We start from the raw sequence: 15,012 nt of genomic DNA, 5'->3' as shown, positions 1-15,012 counted from the left end.
AATGCTCGATATTAAAGGTGATTTTTCAAAGGTGGAGTCTGAGTTTGTGTCAGTATGTCGACTTGTCGAGCGCCTCCAAATTATTTCACGTCATGAGTCACGTTCTGGTGAGGCAACAATTGTTGATGTTTGCAATTGGCTAAAAATGAAAATTTCTGAAATGGGGATTTTTTTACCTGAAATTAAAAAAATCACTGATTTTTATACTATTGAAACAGTATTCCCTGATGGTGGCGTTGAAGAAAACACTGAGTGGCTAATAGATAAATTAAACATAATCACTAAAATGAAATGCCTTCCTATAAGAAATGATGAAGAGCCTGGCATTGATGATTGGTTTGATCAGCGTCTTCATACCAATGGTTTTCTACGTGAAGAGATAGAAGACTTTATACCTGAATTAGTGAAGGTTATAGAATTCCCAACGTTGCAAACTAGAGAAACTAAAATTAATGTGTCTGCAATAGAGACTAAGTACGCGCCCTCATCACAATCACATCATCAGGAATTTGTTGATATCCCCGAACAGTCCTGTGAGTGGGATAACTTTAAAGGAAGAGATACAGCCTTAATGATGATTGCTGGAATGGCGATCGCATTAAGCAAATCTGGTGAAAGCTTTAAGCGAGGTGGCGAACTCAATGTGTCGGCTGTAGCACGTGGGGCCGCGCAAGCGATTAATCGATTTGGGGCGGGGGTGGATGTGACTGGGAGAGCACTAGAAAACTTAGTTCGAGACGCGCTAAAGCAGCATACTTCCAAATTACCAGATTCATGACTTCCATCTGCAGGCGCTTGGCGATTGTCACTTCCAAAACAGTCTGCCAAGCGGTGCAGATCGCTTCCAGTTCAATAAACATGCTTCCAATTCAGTAAACATACTTCCAAAAGTGAACTCATCTTACTTCCATTTAAATTTTTGAAACTTCCACATTAGAAAGATTTGTTCTGCTGAAATATGCCTCGTACACCACCATAGACGTCACGAGGTAAATATGTCTAAGTCACTCATACGCCTTCCTGAAGTTCAGCGCCGCACTGGTTACAGTAAGGCGTGGATCTATCGCTTGATTAGTGAGAAGCGCTTCCCTTCCTCCATTAAAATTGGCTCTCGCGCTATCGCGTTCGTAGAGAGTGAAATTGATGAGTGGGTAAATCAGCGTATCGCTGAATCTCGTGGCGAGGTGGCGTAATGGAAATAAAAAACGCCCGTGCTACCGAGCGTCATAGTGAACAAAACAAACCTGTACCTGATGCGCAAATTAATATTGCTGGTGGTCATGATAGCCATTCGCTCTATTCAAAGCCAGTGCCTAAGAAGCATAAAGCCCGTTTGCTGATTCTGCGTTCTGGCGCTGACGGCATCACTGAAAATGAAATCCTGCGGCATTGTCGCCTATCCTCTGGCCGGAATTACCTTACGGATCTGGAGCGTCGCCTCGATATGCAATTTGAGCGTATCGACGAAGCTAACCCTGATGGTATTGGCAGCCATTTCCGTTACCGCTTCATTAAGCGCGCAGACGTGCAGAAGGTGATCGCCCTGGTTAATGCCAGCGCAGTTATTAATGGCCACCAGCCGCTTAACCAGCTGGACGTTGAAGACATTCTGAAACTGTACCCGGACAACGTCACCGAATAAGGAAAATCCTGATGAAAAATAATATGACCTTAGCCGGTCAGGACCTCGCTCACTCTGAAGCCAGCCAGAAGGATATTTACCGGGCTGGTGAAAGCGATATTTCAGTGATCAGGTTTGAGGGTGCCAAAGTGCGGATCGTCAAAATCGATGGGGAGCCATGGTTTGTTGCGGCGGACGTATGCAAGGCGCTGGAGATCGGCAACCCTTCGAAAGCTGTAGCGGCTCTGGACAGCGATGAGAATACCCTAACTTCAATTCAGGGTATTCATGCTGGCCCGGGTAATCCGGTGGTAAACGCTGTGGCAGAATCCGGTTTCTACAAACTGATCTCCAGGAGCCGCAAAGCCACTACGCCGGGCACGTTCGCGCACCGGTTCAGTAACTGGGTATTCCGCCAAGTGATCCCATCCATCCGTAAAACAGGTTCCTACGGAGTGCCGTTCGCGTTCCTGAATGACTTCACGCGCCGCAAAGCGAAGTACACCCGCAAGGCGAGTAAGCGTGGCCACGACATGCAGGCGTGCCGGAAGGAGAAGGAGAACTTGGGCCATGAGGAAGCGCAGCTCTGGCGTGACCACCAGCCGCAACTGCCGGAAGTTGAGGGCGAAGCCGATGAATAATGCCGTGAACCACAATATGCACCCCATGCACAAAAAGGGCTTGCCTGTGTCAATACGACAAGTGTATGGTTATCCCGCGCCAGCAAAATCTGGTGCCGGGCGTGGAAACCCGAATTTGTACAAGGCGACTGTAGACGCCATGAGCGTCTTTTTTATTGTCGCAGCCCCAGCATATTTCTATATTGCCCAACAGGGTCGATATTCTTCTATGGTGGCGCTGATAGGGCAGCCGAAAGGCTGGCCGGTTCCCTTGTACGCCGGTATTTCCACCCCTGTCAGTGTCACCACCCTCGAGCGTGGAAACTCTGGTGGTGACTCCTTAATTAAGTACAAGGAGGCTGCCATCATGATGGCTACTACCCCTACCCAGAATCCGCAATTTATCTGGATTATCGCCGCAGTTCGCCGCGATTGCCCGACAATCAAACCTGTTATTCACCATATCTCTGCTGTATCTGAACGAGAAGCACGCCGTACCCTGGCGCGCGATCACGTCTGTTTCTTCGCCGGACGCATCCGCCAGGAGGTGGCAGCGTGAACAGAACCGAGCGACAGAACACAATCGAAACCACTACAGAGCTGTGCGCGCTGCTGATCGCCACTGAAATGGTCAGCGATAAGGTAGATGAAACCGACCTCAAAACACTGCTTTCCCTCAGCCGCCGGCTGGCCCATACCGTCTGGGATAACCTGAACGATGCGGGGTTCGGCGAATGAACGACATTTACGATCTCGTACGTCGCGCTGATGCTGCGACCGTTGCCAGCTTCCCGGCTGGTAGCCGCTGGCAGCTTTATACCAACAACGGCATAGCGTCCGCTCGCCCGCTTTCTGAAGAGGAAGTGCTGATTACCCCTGCAGGTATGGTCCAGTTCCTCAAACGCTGCGGCTATACGATCACCCCGCCGGAGGAAACCAAGTGAAGCGTACAGCCCACAATGCGCGCCTGACCATGCTGGTTAACGAGTTTGCTGCTGCGGTTCTTCTGCGTTTGCGCCAGGAGAATGGCGGTGAGTGGTTTCCCCTGCCAGTGAACGGGCAGATCGTCCACGTGGCGGTAACTGACGGTGAAAGCGGGATTCTGTTGCTGGTGGATAGCTGGATGCTCTCTCCGATTGAACAGGAATACACCCACTGGGAGGCGGTGGCCACGGAGCTGCTGACCGGCTGCCTGGCTAATGGTTTGCTGACCCAATGGGGCCATGAAATCTGGCTGGATATGCTGCGGGATATGAGCGACAGCCTGTCGAAAGGAGGCATTTTCCATGCGTAGTATCGACATGATCCGGCAGGTATCCGATGCCGCTGCCGGGCGCTGGCCTGATGTTCTTTCGCTGATGGGAATCGACGTTCCCGCCTCGCCCCGTGCGCAGGTTGCATGCCCTGCCTGTGGTGGTAAAGACCGTTTCCGATTCGATGATGACGGGCGTGGTGCGCACTTCTGTAATAACTGCGGTGCCGGGGACGGACTGGAGCTGGTGAAAAAAGTGAACAGCTGTGACGCCACCCGGGCCGCTCAGCTGGTGGCTGATGCGCTGGGGATGAACGTGCAGGACGTACGCAATTCCACCAGCCAGGGTGGTGCCCAGCAGCAAAAGGACCAGGCAGAACGCCGGGCGGCGCTGGCGCAGCAGCAAGCCCTGGAGCAGGCGGCGCGCACGGCGCGCTTCTCTTCTAAGCTGACGGCGCTGACGGCGCAGGCACAACCTGCTGAATCCGCTTACCTGGCTGGCAAGGGGCTGCCCGGGTTTACCTATCCGATCCTGCCTGATGGGGCCCTGGTACTGACCCTGGTGAATGAATCCGGCGCAACAGCTGCCGCGCAGACCATTACGGCTGATGGTGAAAAACGTCTGCTTACCGGTTCGGCGAAAAAGGGGGCATATCACGTCATTAACCCCGCTCATTCGCCGCAGACAGTGATTATCGGTGAAGGGCTCGCAACCGTCCTGTCTGTTCACCTGATGCGCCCCGACGCGCTGGCGGTGGTGGCGATTGACGCCGGGAATCTGCTGCCCGTGGCGCAGGTGATGCGCCAGCAATACCCGCAGGCACAGATCGTCATTGCCGCGGATAACGACTGGCACGCGCCGGGAGAACTGGATGAGCAGGGGAAATCCATGGTGAACACCGGACGAATCAGCGCAGAACGCGCCGCTGAACTCGTCTCCGGACAGGTGGCGCTACCGCCGGGCGAAGAAAAGGCCGACTGGGATGATCTGCGCCAGCGTGATGGTCTCCAGTCAGCCAGCGCAACATTCAACGAATCGCTATACCTGCCGCAAGGAGAAAAAGTGACTGTGCCAGCGGAAATAATTGAGATTGGCTCTCATACCAGGCATAAACCAAACGTGCAAAAGCCTTATGTGAGTCTTCGGCATGGCGGCCTGTACTGGGTTGAGCCGAAATATAACCGGGATACCGGAGAGACCGACGAGAAAGAAACGTGGTTGTGCGATGAGCTGGCGACGGTAGGGATCGGCCAGGACGGACGTGAAAGCTATCTGGTAATCCGGCTCCGGCCAGAGGGCAGCGCCGCAGTAATGTTTGAGGCGGTACCACGCCGTGAGGTCGGGCAGCCTGCAGGATGGGCCAGGTTGCGATCCCGCGGGGTAAATATTACGACCCGCAAATCCCTGCTCGATATCCTGGGTGATTACCTGCAGCGGCATGGTGAACGTACTCAATGGACTATCACGCAAACCGCCGGCTGGCACTGCGGTGCTTACGTCATGCCAGACGGGGAGATTGTCGGACAGCCTGATATGCCGGTTGCGTTCAGTGGTGGAACATCGGCGGTGGCGGGCTATGTAGTGCGTGGCAACGCAAAGCAGTGGCGTGAGAACGTGGCGGCACTGATGCGAGGCAATCAGTCGATGATGCTGGGTGCGCTAGTGGCATTAGCCGCCCCTCTCAACTCACTGGCGGGCGGATCCTGCTTCGGCATTCACCTGTTTGCGCAGTCATCGGCAGGTAAGACCACGACGGTCGAGGCCGCATCGAGCATCTATGGTGTGCCTGACATGCTGAAACTCTCCTGGTTTACTACCGCCTATGGGATGACGGTGGAAGCCGCATCGCGCAATGACGGTTTTTTGCCTATCGACGAGATCGGCCAGGGCGGTGATGCCCGGCAGGTATCCACCAGCGCATACACGCTTTTTAACGGTGTGGGCAAAGTACAAGGGGCCAAAGAAGGCGGTAACCGCGCCGTGCTGCGATGGACGGTGGCCGCACTTAGTACCGGCGAAGAGGATTTCGAAACCTTCATGCTGAAAAGCGGGATCAGCCCTAAAGCCGGGCAACTGGTGCGCCTGGTCAGTGTACCCTTCGTGGATACGGTGGAATTCAACGGCATGGATGATGGCGATCAGCATTCCCGTGCCATTAAGCGTGAAGCGGCCCGCTACTGCGGTGCTGTCGGGCGCGAGTGGATCGCACTCCTGGCAGCGGATAAAGAATCCGCCATCCGGATGGTGAATGCTCGAGAAGAAGAGTGGATAAACAGTCTGCCCGTAGGCGCGTCGCCGCAGGTTAAACGTGTGGCCACGCGATTTGCCCTGCTGGATGCTGCCGCCACGTTGTCAGCACCATTAACCGGGTGGTGCGCCAGTGCGTGCAGTGCCGCCGTTCGCCGGAGCTTTAATGACTGGCTGGAAAGCTATGGCCTGGGCAATCGTGAAAAGCACCAGGTGGTTACGCGTGCGCGTGACTTCATCCAGCGTTATGGCCTCTCACGATTCCAGCCTTACACCACCAGCAAGGTTAACGGGAATATGGATCAGACCCACGCACAGCGTATCCAGAACCTTGCCGGGTATCTGGTGGATGGTCGCCGGGAGGACGGGCGTAAGGAGTACCACATCATCCCTTCCGTGTTTGAGGTGGAGATCCTCTGCGGTATCCAGAAAAAACTGGGGGGCGAGGCGCTGGAAGATGCCGGCATGCTCGTTCGGAAAGAGAAGGGGCGGCTGGATAGTAGAACCATCAGCATTAACGGCACGCAGCAAAGGTTTGTTGTGCTGGTGGATGTCGAAGAGGATTAATCCAGCCAGTAGCAATTCCCTTATACGTGCGTAAATGGCTGGGATAAGTGGGATAGCGGGATAACTGACAAGAGATTACTTATATAACAGGAGTTTAATGCTTATGAGTTTATCCCAGAGTTATCCCAGGTTATCCCGCATAACAGCCTGAAACGTGCCGGTTTATCTCTTTAGCGTGAGGATTTCACCCATGACAGCACAAATTTCAGCATACGGTCGGCTGGTAGCGGATGTACAGAGCCGCACCACCGGCAATGGCAACCCGATGGCGTTTACCCGCATGGCGGTGACGCTGCCGTGTCAGAAAGCAGAGAACGGCGAGGCCACTTTCTGGCTGGCGATTACCGCGTTCGGCAGACAGGCCGAGGCGCTGGCAAAGCACCAGAAGGGCGACTTGGTGAGCGTGGCAGGCAATATGCAGGTGAACCAGTGGACGGGTAACGACGGCGGCACACAGACCGGGTATCAGGTGATCGCCGACAGCGTGATCAGCGCCAGAACGGCGCGCCCGGGCGGGAAGAAAGGCCAGCAGGGGCAGGCAACCGACGCGCTGCGCCGCGCGCAGGAACCGCGACCACCAGCGCAGGGCTACGACGATTATGACCAGAGCCAGCCCTACAACGATCAGATCCCCTTCTGAGGATGCCGAAAATGGAAGAACAGAAACGCCCGGTATTGAGCCTGAAACGCGCCACAACAGGCGCAGCGGCAAAACCACCCCGTAACACGGACTCAGCAGAGAAAGCGGCTCATGCAGGCGCTGGCGCAGCAGCAGGCACAAAGCGCAGTCGGTACAACCGCAAAAAGATGGAGCTGCTGATTACTCACTGGCCTACAGCATTCAATCTGGACGCGCCGCGCCCGCTGGTGGTGGGTGCTGCCGAACTGATAGCCGCCGACATGCGCGCCCGGGGCATTACCGGCGGGGCCAGGGTGCGGGCCGCCATCGCCATCTACACCCGGCGCACATCCTATCTGAAAGCGCTGGCCGCTGGTGGGCCGCGCTATAACCTTGCCGGGGATCCCGCCGGGGAAGTGACGGTGGAGCAACAGCAACGGGCACTTGTTACCCTGGCAGCCACGAAAAAAAAGGGGGTATCAGGATGCGCCTAACTACAGAGCAAAAGGCGGAGATCATCCGCCTTAAACTCCGGGGCCTGGGTTATGGCCGTATTGCTGGTGAGCTGGGCATCAAAACCACTACGGTGCGCGCCGTCTGCAAACGCAGCGGCCTGTTTGATGACAACCCAGCCCACGCGGCGCTGTTCACCATCCCGGCCCCGATACACAGCAGCGAACTGGCGACTGTGAAGCCGCTACCGCCGCAGAAAGTGGTAACCGGGCATAAGCAGACCGACGCCTATCTTTGGGTACTGGAGGTGATCCGGCTGAACGAACCGGCGCACCTGGCCGCCGCCGAGGAAGCCCTGCAGAAGCTGAACATCAAACCGAAGGACGCAGAGAAGCGGTACCGGGACTGGCTGGTGCTCAATGGCACAGACCTGCTAAACGTGGCGTTCGGCACGCTGTTTATGGATAACCCGCAGCACTTCCTCAGTCTGGCCAGAAGCAACATCGACTGCGCCCGCCAGGTAAGGGCGCATTACGGCAGCTATGATGCCGCTATGGAGCCGGTGGCCGCAGAACTGCTGATTGACCAGTCGGCGCTGCTGGTGGGTGACAGCTTTGGCATGACTGAGGAGGAGGCGCCCAGCAACTCCATATCCGGCGCAGATCGCTATTTTGAGGTTGAGAATGCCCGCAGCGAAGCGCACAGCGGTTTTTGCGACGTTCTGCCCGATCCGCATACCCTTTCTGACGTGGTGCGTGAGTTCGAATACTGGAACTGGCTGTATGAGATGCGCCACACCGCCAGCAAGGAGCTGGGCTGGCAGTACGGCGCGGAGCATCGGCAGGAGGTCAGCGACCGGGAGGACTGGCTGGATAAAAAGCTGATAACTCTCCGGCCCCGCCACCAGCGCGAGGCCGTGGACGTGCTGAAATGGTTGCTGGCCAGCGAACGGCGCGAAGCGAGGGAAGAGCTCGACGACATCCTGCTTAACCTGGTGGGCGGGACCGCGGATCTGGATAGCTGACGGGAAATAAAAATTGCATAGGGGGTGCAAAATCCCCCTGATATGATGCGTGTATTCTTTCACAGCAGGGCAAACAAAATGAAAAAGCTGGGTTTTTTCGCGCTGGTGATCGGCGTTCTCTGGGTAGTGGTGGCGTTAAACATCGATGTCAGCGTTGATACCGGATATGGCAGGGTGAACAATATCGGCCTGATGGCTTCACGGCAAAACCACATCATTATTGGTGGGCTGATCGTGCTGGTGGGCGTTCTCATGCTGATTTTTGGCAAAGGTTCATCTTCTGCAGCCGGGCTGGTGAAATGCCCGTTTTGCGCGGAGCTGATCCAGAGCGAAGCTATCAAGTGTAAGCACTGCGGGAGTATGGTCGCCGAAACCATCGCCAGTAAGCGAGCTGCAGAATTCAAAGCAACAGATATGAGTTTTGATGAGTTCTTTGTAAGGGATGGCTCATCTGGGTTTTCAGTTAATGGTGGGGCAGTTAAAACCCTCGCGGAGAAATTAAAACTAGCGCACCCGGGAATGGATCCTGCAGAAGTTTGGAATCATACATGGACAGATATTGATAGTGTTAAGAATCAGTTACCAAGCGGAGTCCGTGAGCCTTTCATGACTGAGCTCAAAAAATATTTCTGAAGTAGCGTGAAATCGAGCCACCAGCAGGTGGCTTTTTTTTGTGCCTATTGTGCCGATTTTCGCAATGAATTGTGGTTGTGTTGCGTTTTATGAAATATTATTGACCCTGATAAATATACAGTGAGGTCAGTTATGGCGTACAACCCGAACTTCAAACCCATCCTGCTTACCAAAGAGCAGATGGAAGTCATCAAGCGCATACAGGACGGCGAGCGCAGCAAATCCCCTCTCAACGTGGCCCCGACTCTTAACGCTATTGCGCGCGGGCTGATGGAAAAAATTCTCAAACAGGAAGGTTACGTATGAAATTAGATATTCAGGTAGATCAGCGCCATCTCTGGCAGGGACATGGCATCAATAAAAGCGAAGCATTCCGCACCGAGCTGGTGGCCGCCATTAATCACCGTTTCGGCGGCGAGTTACCGGATGCCCTGGGCAAGAAGCTGGAAAACCTCAACGTGTCAGTGGGGGATCGCAGTTATATCCAGGTGGAAAGCAGCACAGCCAATGTCGATGTCGTAAATCAGGCTGTGAACGACCTGATCAAAACAACGCTGGGGCAGCAGTCATGGAGACGGTGAAAAAAGCCGTCTACGTCACTAAGCCGGGCGGCGAACCCGCCCCGCTTACTTTGACGTTTAAGATCCCCTCCCTTGCCGAACTCCATGCCGCTCCGAATCAACCCACCCCCACCACCGCCGAAGCGCTGCTTTTCATGATTGCAGACTGGGAGGCCGATATGCCGTTTAACGCGGATACGGCCCGGCTGTTTGCGGATAACTATCCCGGCGCACTCAATGATGTGCTGCAGGCGTGGGGACAGGCAGTCAGCCAGGCACATGGTCATAGAATCGGATCGGCAGCACCGGCCGCCTGGTCAGGCGTTCGTGACCGATATCATTAACAGGAGGTCTGATGACAGACCAAATAGCTTCAATCACTCTCCGGGCCGACGTATCCGATCTGAAAACGGCCAGCAATGAACTGGATAAACTCGGCCAGGCGGCGGCCAGCGCCGTGGCTGGCGCTGACGCTCTGGCAGATGCGACGAAACGAGTTAAGCCCTCTGCGAAAGAAGGGGCTGAAGCCCTTCGGGCCCAGCACCAGGAAATTAAAGGCCTCCTGGAGAGCATCGACCCGACCGTTGCCGCGCTTGGCAGGCTGGAAGATAAGCAGGATCACCTAAAGGCCGTATTCAGCAAAGGCTGGCTGGATAGCGAAGAGTACGAGCATTATCAAAAACTCCTTGATCAAACCCGCCTGAAATTAACCGATACCGGCGAGGCGGCAGCGCGCGCCCAGATAGAGCTGGCCGCTACCCAAGCCGCAGAGAAGCAGTCCGCGGCGCTGAAGAACCTGCTGGGATCCATCGACCCGACGATCCGAGCGTTCAACTCGCTGGATGAGCAGTACGCGCAGTTGGTGGCACACTTCGAAGCCGGGCGCATCAACGGCGCGCAGTTCGAGCACTTCAATCAGCAGTTGGAGGACACACGCCGGAAACTGACCGGGATCGCCGATGCCATGCCGCAGGCTCTATCCCGGCAGGAACTGGCCGCGCAGCGGGCTGGTATCTCTATCGGCCAATATAATGCCGCTTTGCGTACCCTTCCCGCACAATTCACTGATATTGCTACTCAGCTGGCTGGTGGTCAGTCTCCGTTCCTGATCCTGCTCCAGCAGGGCGGGCAGATTAAAGACCAGTTTGGTAGTGTGAAAGGAGCGGTGTCAGGTGTCGGAAGTTATCTCCGCACACTGGCGGGAGCCCTTACACCGGCGACACTTGGGATCGGTGCGCTGGCCGTTGGCGCGGGGGCGCTGGCAACCGCCTGGTATCAGGGAGCACAGGAGGCCACGGAGTTCAACAAGCAGTTGATACTGACCGGGCGCTATTCAGCTGAATCTGCCGGGCAGCTCGCGGATATGGCGCTCAAGATTGGCGGAGCCAGCGGGAAGGTATCGGCAGTGGCCCGCGCACTCGCACAGGTTGCTGGTGCTGGTACGTTCAAGCCTGAACAGCTCGAATCAGTTACCCGCGCGGCAATGGCAATGGAGCGGGCAACGGGCCAGTCCGTGGACGCCACGGTGAAGAATTTCCAGAAGCTTTACGCCAGTCCTACCAAGGCTTCCGAAGAGCTGAACTCCACCATGCACTACCTGACTGCCAGCCAGTACGAATACATTTCATCGCTGGAGCGCCGGGGAGACAAAGAGGGCGCGGCGGAGGCCGCTGCCAAAGCCTACAGTCAGGCTGAGCAGCAGCGTAGCACCCAAATTCTCGACAATATGGGGATTATTGAGCGGGCAATAAACAGGGTGGGCAGCGCTGCGAAAAGCATGTGGGATGAGCTTTTGAACGTTGGCCGCAATAGTGATATTTCTAAGCTGCAGACTATGAAAGACATTCTTGCTGAGATTGAAGCAAACAGCAAAGAGGGTATTTGGGGGCGTTTCAAGAACAACTCGATGATGGTGGACAAATCTGCCCTGATCGAAAACATCAAAACGATGGAGTTTGTCACGCGATCCCAAGAGGGATATGCCGCATCCGTTAGTAAGACTAAGGAAGCCAATGAAGCAGCGATAGCTGGCCAGCAGGAGCTGAACAAATACCTTGATGCCGGTACCACCACCACAGAGAAACACTCGCAGGCAGTGGCTCGCCTCAACAAACTGATTGCCGAAAATGCCCGGCAGGCAAAAGCGACCCAGCTCGCACCAGAGGCGCAACGCGTAACCCTCTGGTCAGATGCCGATATCGCCCGGGCGCGCAAAGGCATCGACGAGATGTATAAGAGCGCCAAAACGGCTAAGACACCGGCAATTAAGGTTTCTGCCGGCGATCGTGGTTTTGACAGCTCGAGCGCAGAGACTCTTACGCTGCAGGCTCAACTGAAAACCCTGCAGGAACACCGCGATATAAACGACGTGATCAGCCAGCAGCGTAAGCAGCAGTGGGAGCTGATCTCGAAAATCACCATCCTCGAGGCCGCCGCGAACGACCCTAAAGGGCGGGCGCTTACCCTCGATGAGAAGTCATTGCTGGCCAGCAGAGAAAGGCTCCTCTCCCAGGCTGACATAAACGCCGGGTTGGGCGATCAGATTGCCAAACAGCAGAAGCTAAACACCCTGGCTGATCAGGCAATCAAATTTGGGCAGCAGCAGGCTGCTAAACAGGCCGAGATTGCTGCGTCCGCACAAGGAACCTCTGCGAGGGAGGCTGAACGGGCGGCAACCCGCCAGCGCCTGACTGAAGCCTATGCCTTTAACCCAGAGGCCCAGAGGAAGGTTCTCGCGGATCAGGAAGAGACCTACCGTAAAGAGGACGAACTGCGGCAGGACTGGCAGGCTGGTGCCAAACGCGCTTGGGCAGATTACGCCGACTCAGCCACAAACACCTATGAGAACGTGCGAAGTGTTGCTGGGGCAACGTTTAGCGGCTTATCCGACATGCTATCTGACCTTGCGACCACAGGAACGGCAAACTTCAAACAGTTTGCCCGCTCGATACTCAAGATGATCACGGATGTAACCAGCCGGCTGCTGATCGTCTATGGCATCCAGCAGGCCCTGGGCTGGATAAATGGAGCTGCTGGCGGCGGTACCACACCGGGCGGGGCCTATGCCAATGCAGCAAACTCCGGGACAAGTCTTTTTGCGAATGGTGCCGTACTCGAATCGCCAGGACTTCACCAGTATGTCAACGGGATCTACGATTCACCGCAACACTTCACCTTCCAGGGGGCGTCTAAGTTCGCTAAAGGCGGCGTGTTTGGTGAGGCGGGCCCGGAAGCGATTATGCCGCTTACGCGTGATTCAGCAGGTCGATTGGGTGTAAGAGCGCAGGGTAGCGGAGGGAACTCTCCACAGATAAACGTGGATATATACGTCGATAACAAAGGGAACTCGACTTCGCAGACCTCATCATCTTCAAACGCCGCGGCTTTGGATAAAGCACTTGGTGACAGAATCAAATATGAGGTTAGCGAAGGGATCCGCCGCGCTCTGAGAAATGGCGGTCAGATTTATAACGATAAAGCCAGGGCTTGATTAGGTATACGCCACCAGCAATGCACAGTGATGCGCGCTGGTGGCTCTATCAACGGAGATATTGAGATATGACCGAACAACTTAAAAAACTACTCGCCGAGCTCGAGCGGCTTTGCATGACATACCCGGACGAGATCACCGCATTTAAACTTGATGTGATCGGCCAGGGCGGAACATCACTCGCTAATTTCACTTTTCTGGCTGATGCTGACCCAGCGAAGCAGGCCAGTCAGCAGACGGTTAACTAAGGTAAAACAATATGGCAAGACTAACGACGATCCGTCTTTATGGCGCACTCGGTGCGCGTTTTGGGCGCGTTCACAAGCTGGCAGTTCAGACATCGGCAGAGGCGGTGAAAGCCCTGTGTATTAACTTTGATGGACTGGAGCAATACCTCTATAACGCCAAAAAGAACGGCATGACGTTCGCGGTGTTTCGCGGGAAGCGGAATATTGGTGTCGAAGACTACCGGAACCTCGGCGGCGATAACGACATTCGCATTGCGCCGGTTATGGAGGGTTCGAAGAAAGCAGGGGTCTTTCAGACCATACTGGGGGCGGTTTTGGTTGTTGCCGGTGCTATATTGAGCTTCACACCTCTTGCAGGTGCGTCCCCATATTTGATTATGGCAGGCGTTAGTATGATGGCGGGTGGTGTATTCCAAATGCTCTCACCACAACCCAAAGGCCTGCAAGGGCGCGACGATCCCGATAACAAACCCTCTTACGCCTTTGGCGGCTCAGTGAATACCCTGGCGATGGGCAATCCGGTAGCGCTGCTTTATGGCGAGCGTGAGATTGGCGGCGCCATCATATCGGCCGGCATCATTAGTGAGGACATCTGAATAGACAAAGCTGCCAGTGTTTGCTGGTGGCTTATTAAGTCGAGGAACCTGCGTGGAAGAACGAGCCCATAAATTAGCAAGAAGAAAAGCCCTTGATGAACAGCGCGCAGCCGAGCACAAGGTATGGGAAGCATCAGGCTTTGATTATGCCGCCAGGCCGCCGCTGCGCCAGTTCCCTGACGATTTACAGGGTATGAAGTGCGAAGCCATGACGAGAGCCGGCACTCCCTGCAAACGCACGGATATTCATGCCAATGGGCGCTGTAAGTTTCACGGCGGCATGAGCACTGGCGCCAGAACGGAGGAGGGGAAGGCTAGGCAGCGTGAGGGATATCGCCGCTGGCTGGAGGAAAAGCGCCGGGCTGATGCTGGTACGCAGGATGGCGGTACGCAGTAAGGTACGCACTGTCGAGCACTCTAAATATTTGACTGTTCTTGACGAGTTTAAATGCCTCACTTACTTCAAAGCCGCGCCAGAAGAGGCTTAAGGTCTAAAGGCCAGTTATTCTCGTCAAAAATACGGTGCGCGGTACGCAAACAGGTACGCAGCGAAATTGCGCATTTTGCGCTGCGCACCACCTGACGATTCCTGCCACTCAAACTGCGCAGCACGATGCCGCCATCCCTGCTGAGATCACCCCGACAACGCCCATCAGATAAGGGCTGGTGGCCCAATATTACGCCAGAGAGAGCCCCCTAAATCTGCGCAAAGAGCTGCGCAAAATTGCGCACTGCGCAGTAATCTGCAAACTGCGCAATTCTGCCTTACCCCATGAAGGGGTGACAAAAGCTGACATTGCTACTGCGCAAAGGGCTATCGAGGGGGCTTCAGATAACTTAAGGTGCGCAGCTATCCGCTAGGGGAAACTAGGGCTTCGCGTCACCCTGTTAGTCATTGTTAGTGCGCAGCGCCTGTTATGAATTGTTATGGTTGCGGCGGGCCTAATGAATATCCAGTGTGGCCACCAGCCAGGGTAACGCATCTTCGGTGGTTCGCAGCTGCAGGTTCGCACTCAGGTTCGCAGGGTTAGGCCTGTTTACCAGTGCGAGCCAGTCTGCCGGATGTGTGGAGGGTGGTGCC

At 55.2% G+C, this 15,012-nt stretch carries 20 protein-coding genes; all 20 read left to right on the top strand.

Annotated features, from left to right (window positions below; translation table 11 throughout):
* Position 1: 1 nt before the first annotated feature.
* The 20 genes from ACRDD5_RS07000 to ACRDD5_RS06905 all read left to right on the top strand — a co-directional run bounded on the left by ACRDD5_RS07000 (position 2) and on the right by ACRDD5_RS06905 (position 14,328).
* Complete coding sequence (locus tag ACRDD5_RS07000) at positions 2–778, top strand: hypothetical protein (protein ID WP_438676311.1); 777 nt, start codon at positions 2–4, stop codon at positions 776–778.
* 217 nt (positions 779–995) lie between these two features.
* On the top strand, positions 996–1,193 hold the full coding sequence (locus ACRDD5_RS06995; protein WP_438676310.1) for a helix-turn-helix transcriptional regulator: 198 nt from the start codon (positions 996–998) through the stop codon (positions 1,191–1,193).
* Positions 1,193–1,642, top strand: a complete 450-nt coding sequence (locus ACRDD5_RS06990) for a hypothetical protein (RefSeq protein WP_438676309.1) — start codon at positions 1,193–1,195, stop codon at positions 1,640–1,642. The genes ACRDD5_RS06995 and ACRDD5_RS06990 overlap by 1 nt, the downstream gene beginning before the upstream one ends.
* An 11-nt stretch (positions 1,643–1,653) precedes the next feature.
* Positions 1,654–2,262: a BRO-N domain-containing protein gene (locus ACRDD5_RS06985; protein WP_438676308.1), complete on the top strand. Its 609-nt coding sequence runs from the start codon at positions 1,654–1,656 to the stop codon at positions 2,260–2,262.
* Positions 2,255–2,800 carry a host cell division inhibitor Icd-like protein gene (locus ACRDD5_RS06980; RefSeq protein ID WP_438676307.1) on the top strand — a complete coding sequence of 182 codons (546 nt, stop codon included), beginning with the start codon at positions 2,255–2,257 and terminating at the stop codon, positions 2,798–2,800. The genes ACRDD5_RS06985 and ACRDD5_RS06980 overlap by 8 nt, the downstream gene beginning before the upstream one ends.
* A complete protein-coding gene (locus tag ACRDD5_RS06975; RefSeq protein WP_181819681.1) occupies positions 2,797–2,979 on the top strand; it encodes a hypothetical protein in 183 nt (60 codons plus the stop codon). The genes ACRDD5_RS06980 and ACRDD5_RS06975 overlap by 4 nt, the downstream gene beginning before the upstream one ends.
* On the top strand, positions 2,976–3,185 hold the full coding sequence (locus tag ACRDD5_RS06970; RefSeq protein WP_438676306.1) for a hypothetical protein: 210 nt from the start codon (positions 2,976–2,978) through the stop codon (positions 3,183–3,185). The genes ACRDD5_RS06975 and ACRDD5_RS06970 overlap by 4 nt, the downstream gene beginning before the upstream one ends.
* Positions 3,182–3,535 carry a hypothetical protein gene (locus ACRDD5_RS06965; protein WP_438676305.1) on the top strand — a complete coding sequence of 118 codons (354 nt, stop codon included), beginning with the start codon at positions 3,182–3,184 and terminating at the stop codon, positions 3,533–3,535. The genes ACRDD5_RS06970 and ACRDD5_RS06965 overlap by 4 nt, the downstream gene beginning before the upstream one ends.
* On the top strand, positions 3,528–6,308 hold the full coding sequence (locus ACRDD5_RS06960) for a DUF927 domain-containing protein (RefSeq protein WP_438676304.1): 2,781 nt from the start codon (positions 3,528–3,530) through the stop codon (positions 6,306–6,308). The genes ACRDD5_RS06965 and ACRDD5_RS06960 overlap by 8 nt, the downstream gene beginning before the upstream one ends.
* A gap of 190 nt (positions 6,309–6,498) precedes the next feature.
* Entirely contained in the window at positions 6,499–6,948 is a 450-nt protein-coding gene (locus tag ACRDD5_RS06955) for a single-stranded DNA-binding protein (RefSeq protein ID WP_438676303.1), read from the top strand.
* 11 nt (positions 6,949–6,959) lie between these two features.
* Positions 6,960–7,421, top strand: coding sequence for a ProQ/FINO family protein (locus ACRDD5_RS06950; protein WP_438676302.1), 462 nt, complete (start codon positions 6,960–6,962; stop codon positions 7,419–7,421).
* Entirely contained in the window at positions 7,412–8,404 is a 993-nt protein-coding gene (locus ACRDD5_RS06945) for a helix-turn-helix domain-containing protein (RefSeq protein ID WP_438676301.1), read from the top strand. The genes ACRDD5_RS06950 and ACRDD5_RS06945 overlap by 10 nt, the downstream gene beginning before the upstream one ends.
* Positions 8,405–8,482: 78 nt before the next feature.
* Positions 8,483–9,037, top strand: coding sequence for a zinc ribbon domain-containing protein (locus tag ACRDD5_RS06940; protein ID WP_438676300.1), 555 nt, complete (start codon positions 8,483–8,485; stop codon positions 9,035–9,037).
* 132 nt (positions 9,038–9,169) lie between these two features.
* Positions 9,170–9,343 (top strand): hypothetical protein, encoded by a 174-nt coding sequence (locus tag ACRDD5_RS06935; RefSeq protein ID WP_167347883.1) that lies wholly within the window; start codon positions 9,170–9,172, stop codon positions 9,341–9,343.
* Positions 9,340–9,618: a hypothetical protein gene (locus ACRDD5_RS06930; protein WP_438676299.1), complete on the top strand. Its 279-nt coding sequence runs from the start codon at positions 9,340–9,342 to the stop codon at positions 9,616–9,618. Before ACRDD5_RS06935 ends, ACRDD5_RS06930 begins: the two co-directional genes overlap by 4 nt.
* Positions 9,606–9,941 (top strand): phage tail assembly chaperone, encoded by a 336-nt coding sequence (locus tag ACRDD5_RS06925; protein ID WP_438676298.1) that lies wholly within the window; start codon positions 9,606–9,608, stop codon positions 9,939–9,941. The genes ACRDD5_RS06930 and ACRDD5_RS06925 overlap by 13 nt, the downstream gene beginning before the upstream one ends.
* 11 nt (positions 9,942–9,952) lie before the next feature.
* Positions 9,953–13,087: a phage tail tape measure protein gene (locus tag ACRDD5_RS06920; RefSeq protein WP_438676297.1), complete on the top strand. Its 3,135-nt coding sequence runs from the start codon at positions 9,953–9,955 to the stop codon at positions 13,085–13,087.
* Positions 13,088–13,155: 68 nt separating this feature from the next.
* A complete protein-coding gene (locus ACRDD5_RS06915) occupies positions 13,156–13,335 on the top strand; it encodes a hypothetical protein (protein WP_181819672.1) in 180 nt (59 codons plus the stop codon).
* 11 nt (positions 13,336–13,346) lie between these two features.
* The gene (locus ACRDD5_RS06910; protein WP_181819671.1) at positions 13,347–13,931 is read left to right on the top strand and encodes a tail assembly protein; all 585 of its coding nucleotides are present in this window, start codon (positions 13,347–13,349) and stop codon (positions 13,929–13,931) included.
* Between the two features lie 52 nt (positions 13,932–13,983).
* A complete protein-coding gene (locus ACRDD5_RS06905; protein ID WP_438676296.1) occupies positions 13,984–14,328 on the top strand; it encodes an HGGxSTG domain-containing protein in 345 nt (114 codons plus the stop codon).
* Positions 14,329–15,012: the final 684 nt, after the last annotated feature.

The organism is Silvania sp. (assembly GCF_051656365.1).
GTDB classification, from domain to species: Bacteria; Pseudomonadota; Gammaproteobacteria; order Enterobacterales; family Enterobacteriaceae; genus Enterobacter; species Enterobacter hatchlandensis.
The sequence above is the reverse complement of the archived record's forward strand: the minus strand, read 5'-3'. Positions and strand labels throughout refer to the sequence as shown.

Bases quoted from the DNA above. Each gene is read 5' to 3' on its own strand.
- ACRDD5_RS06990 (WP_438676309.1), top strand. From the start codon at position 1,193: ATGGAAATAAAAAACGCCCGTGCTACCGAGCGTCATAGTGAACAAAAC.
- ACRDD5_RS06910 (WP_181819671.1), top strand. From the start codon at position 13,347: ATGGCAAGACTAACGACGATCCGTCTTTATGGCGCACTCGGTGCGCGT.
- ACRDD5_RS06985 (WP_438676308.1), top strand. From the start codon at position 1,654: ATGAAAAATAATATGACCTTAGCCGGTCAGGACCTCGCTCACTCTGAA.
- ACRDD5_RS06940 (WP_438676300.1), top strand. From the start codon at position 8,483: ATGAAAAAGCTGGGTTTTTTCGCGCTGGTGATCGGCGTTCTCTGGGTA.
- ACRDD5_RS06970 (WP_438676306.1), top strand. From the start codon at position 2,976: ATGAACGACATTTACGATCTCGTACGTCGCGCTGATGCTGCGACCGTT.
- ACRDD5_RS06945 (WP_438676301.1), top strand. From the start codon at position 7,412: ATGCGCCTAACTACAGAGCAAAAGGCGGAGATCATCCGCCTTAAACTC.
- ACRDD5_RS06925 (WP_438676298.1), top strand. From the start codon at position 9,606: ATGGAGACGGTGAAAAAAGCCGTCTACGTCACTAAGCCGGGCGGCGAA.
- ACRDD5_RS06995 (WP_438676310.1), top strand. From the start codon at position 996: ATGTCTAAGTCACTCATACGCCTTCCTGAAGTTCAGCGCCGCACTGGT.
- ACRDD5_RS06980 (WP_438676307.1), top strand. From the start codon at position 2,255: ATGAATAATGCCGTGAACCACAATATGCACCCCATGCACAAAAAGGGC.
- ACRDD5_RS06935 (WP_167347883.1), top strand. From the start codon at position 9,170: ATGGCGTACAACCCGAACTTCAAACCCATCCTGCTTACCAAAGAGCAG.
- ACRDD5_RS06950 (WP_438676302.1), top strand. From the start codon at position 6,960: ATGGAAGAACAGAAACGCCCGGTATTGAGCCTGAAACGCGCCACAACA.
- ACRDD5_RS06960 (WP_438676304.1), top strand. From the start codon at position 3,528: ATGCGTAGTATCGACATGATCCGGCAGGTATCCGATGCCGCTGCCGGG.
- ACRDD5_RS06915 (WP_181819672.1), top strand. From the start codon at position 13,156: ATGACCGAACAACTTAAAAAACTACTCGCCGAGCTCGAGCGGCTTTGC.
- ACRDD5_RS06920 (WP_438676297.1), top strand. From the start codon at position 9,953: ATGACAGACCAAATAGCTTCAATCACTCTCCGGGCCGACGTATCCGAT.
- ACRDD5_RS07000 (WP_438676311.1), top strand. From the start codon at position 2: ATGCTCGATATTAAAGGTGATTTTTCAAAGGTGGAGTCTGAGTTTGTG.
- ACRDD5_RS06955 (WP_438676303.1), top strand. From the start codon at position 6,499: ATGACAGCACAAATTTCAGCATACGGTCGGCTGGTAGCGGATGTACAG.
- ACRDD5_RS06930 (WP_438676299.1), top strand. From the start codon at position 9,340: ATGAAATTAGATATTCAGGTAGATCAGCGCCATCTCTGGCAGGGACAT.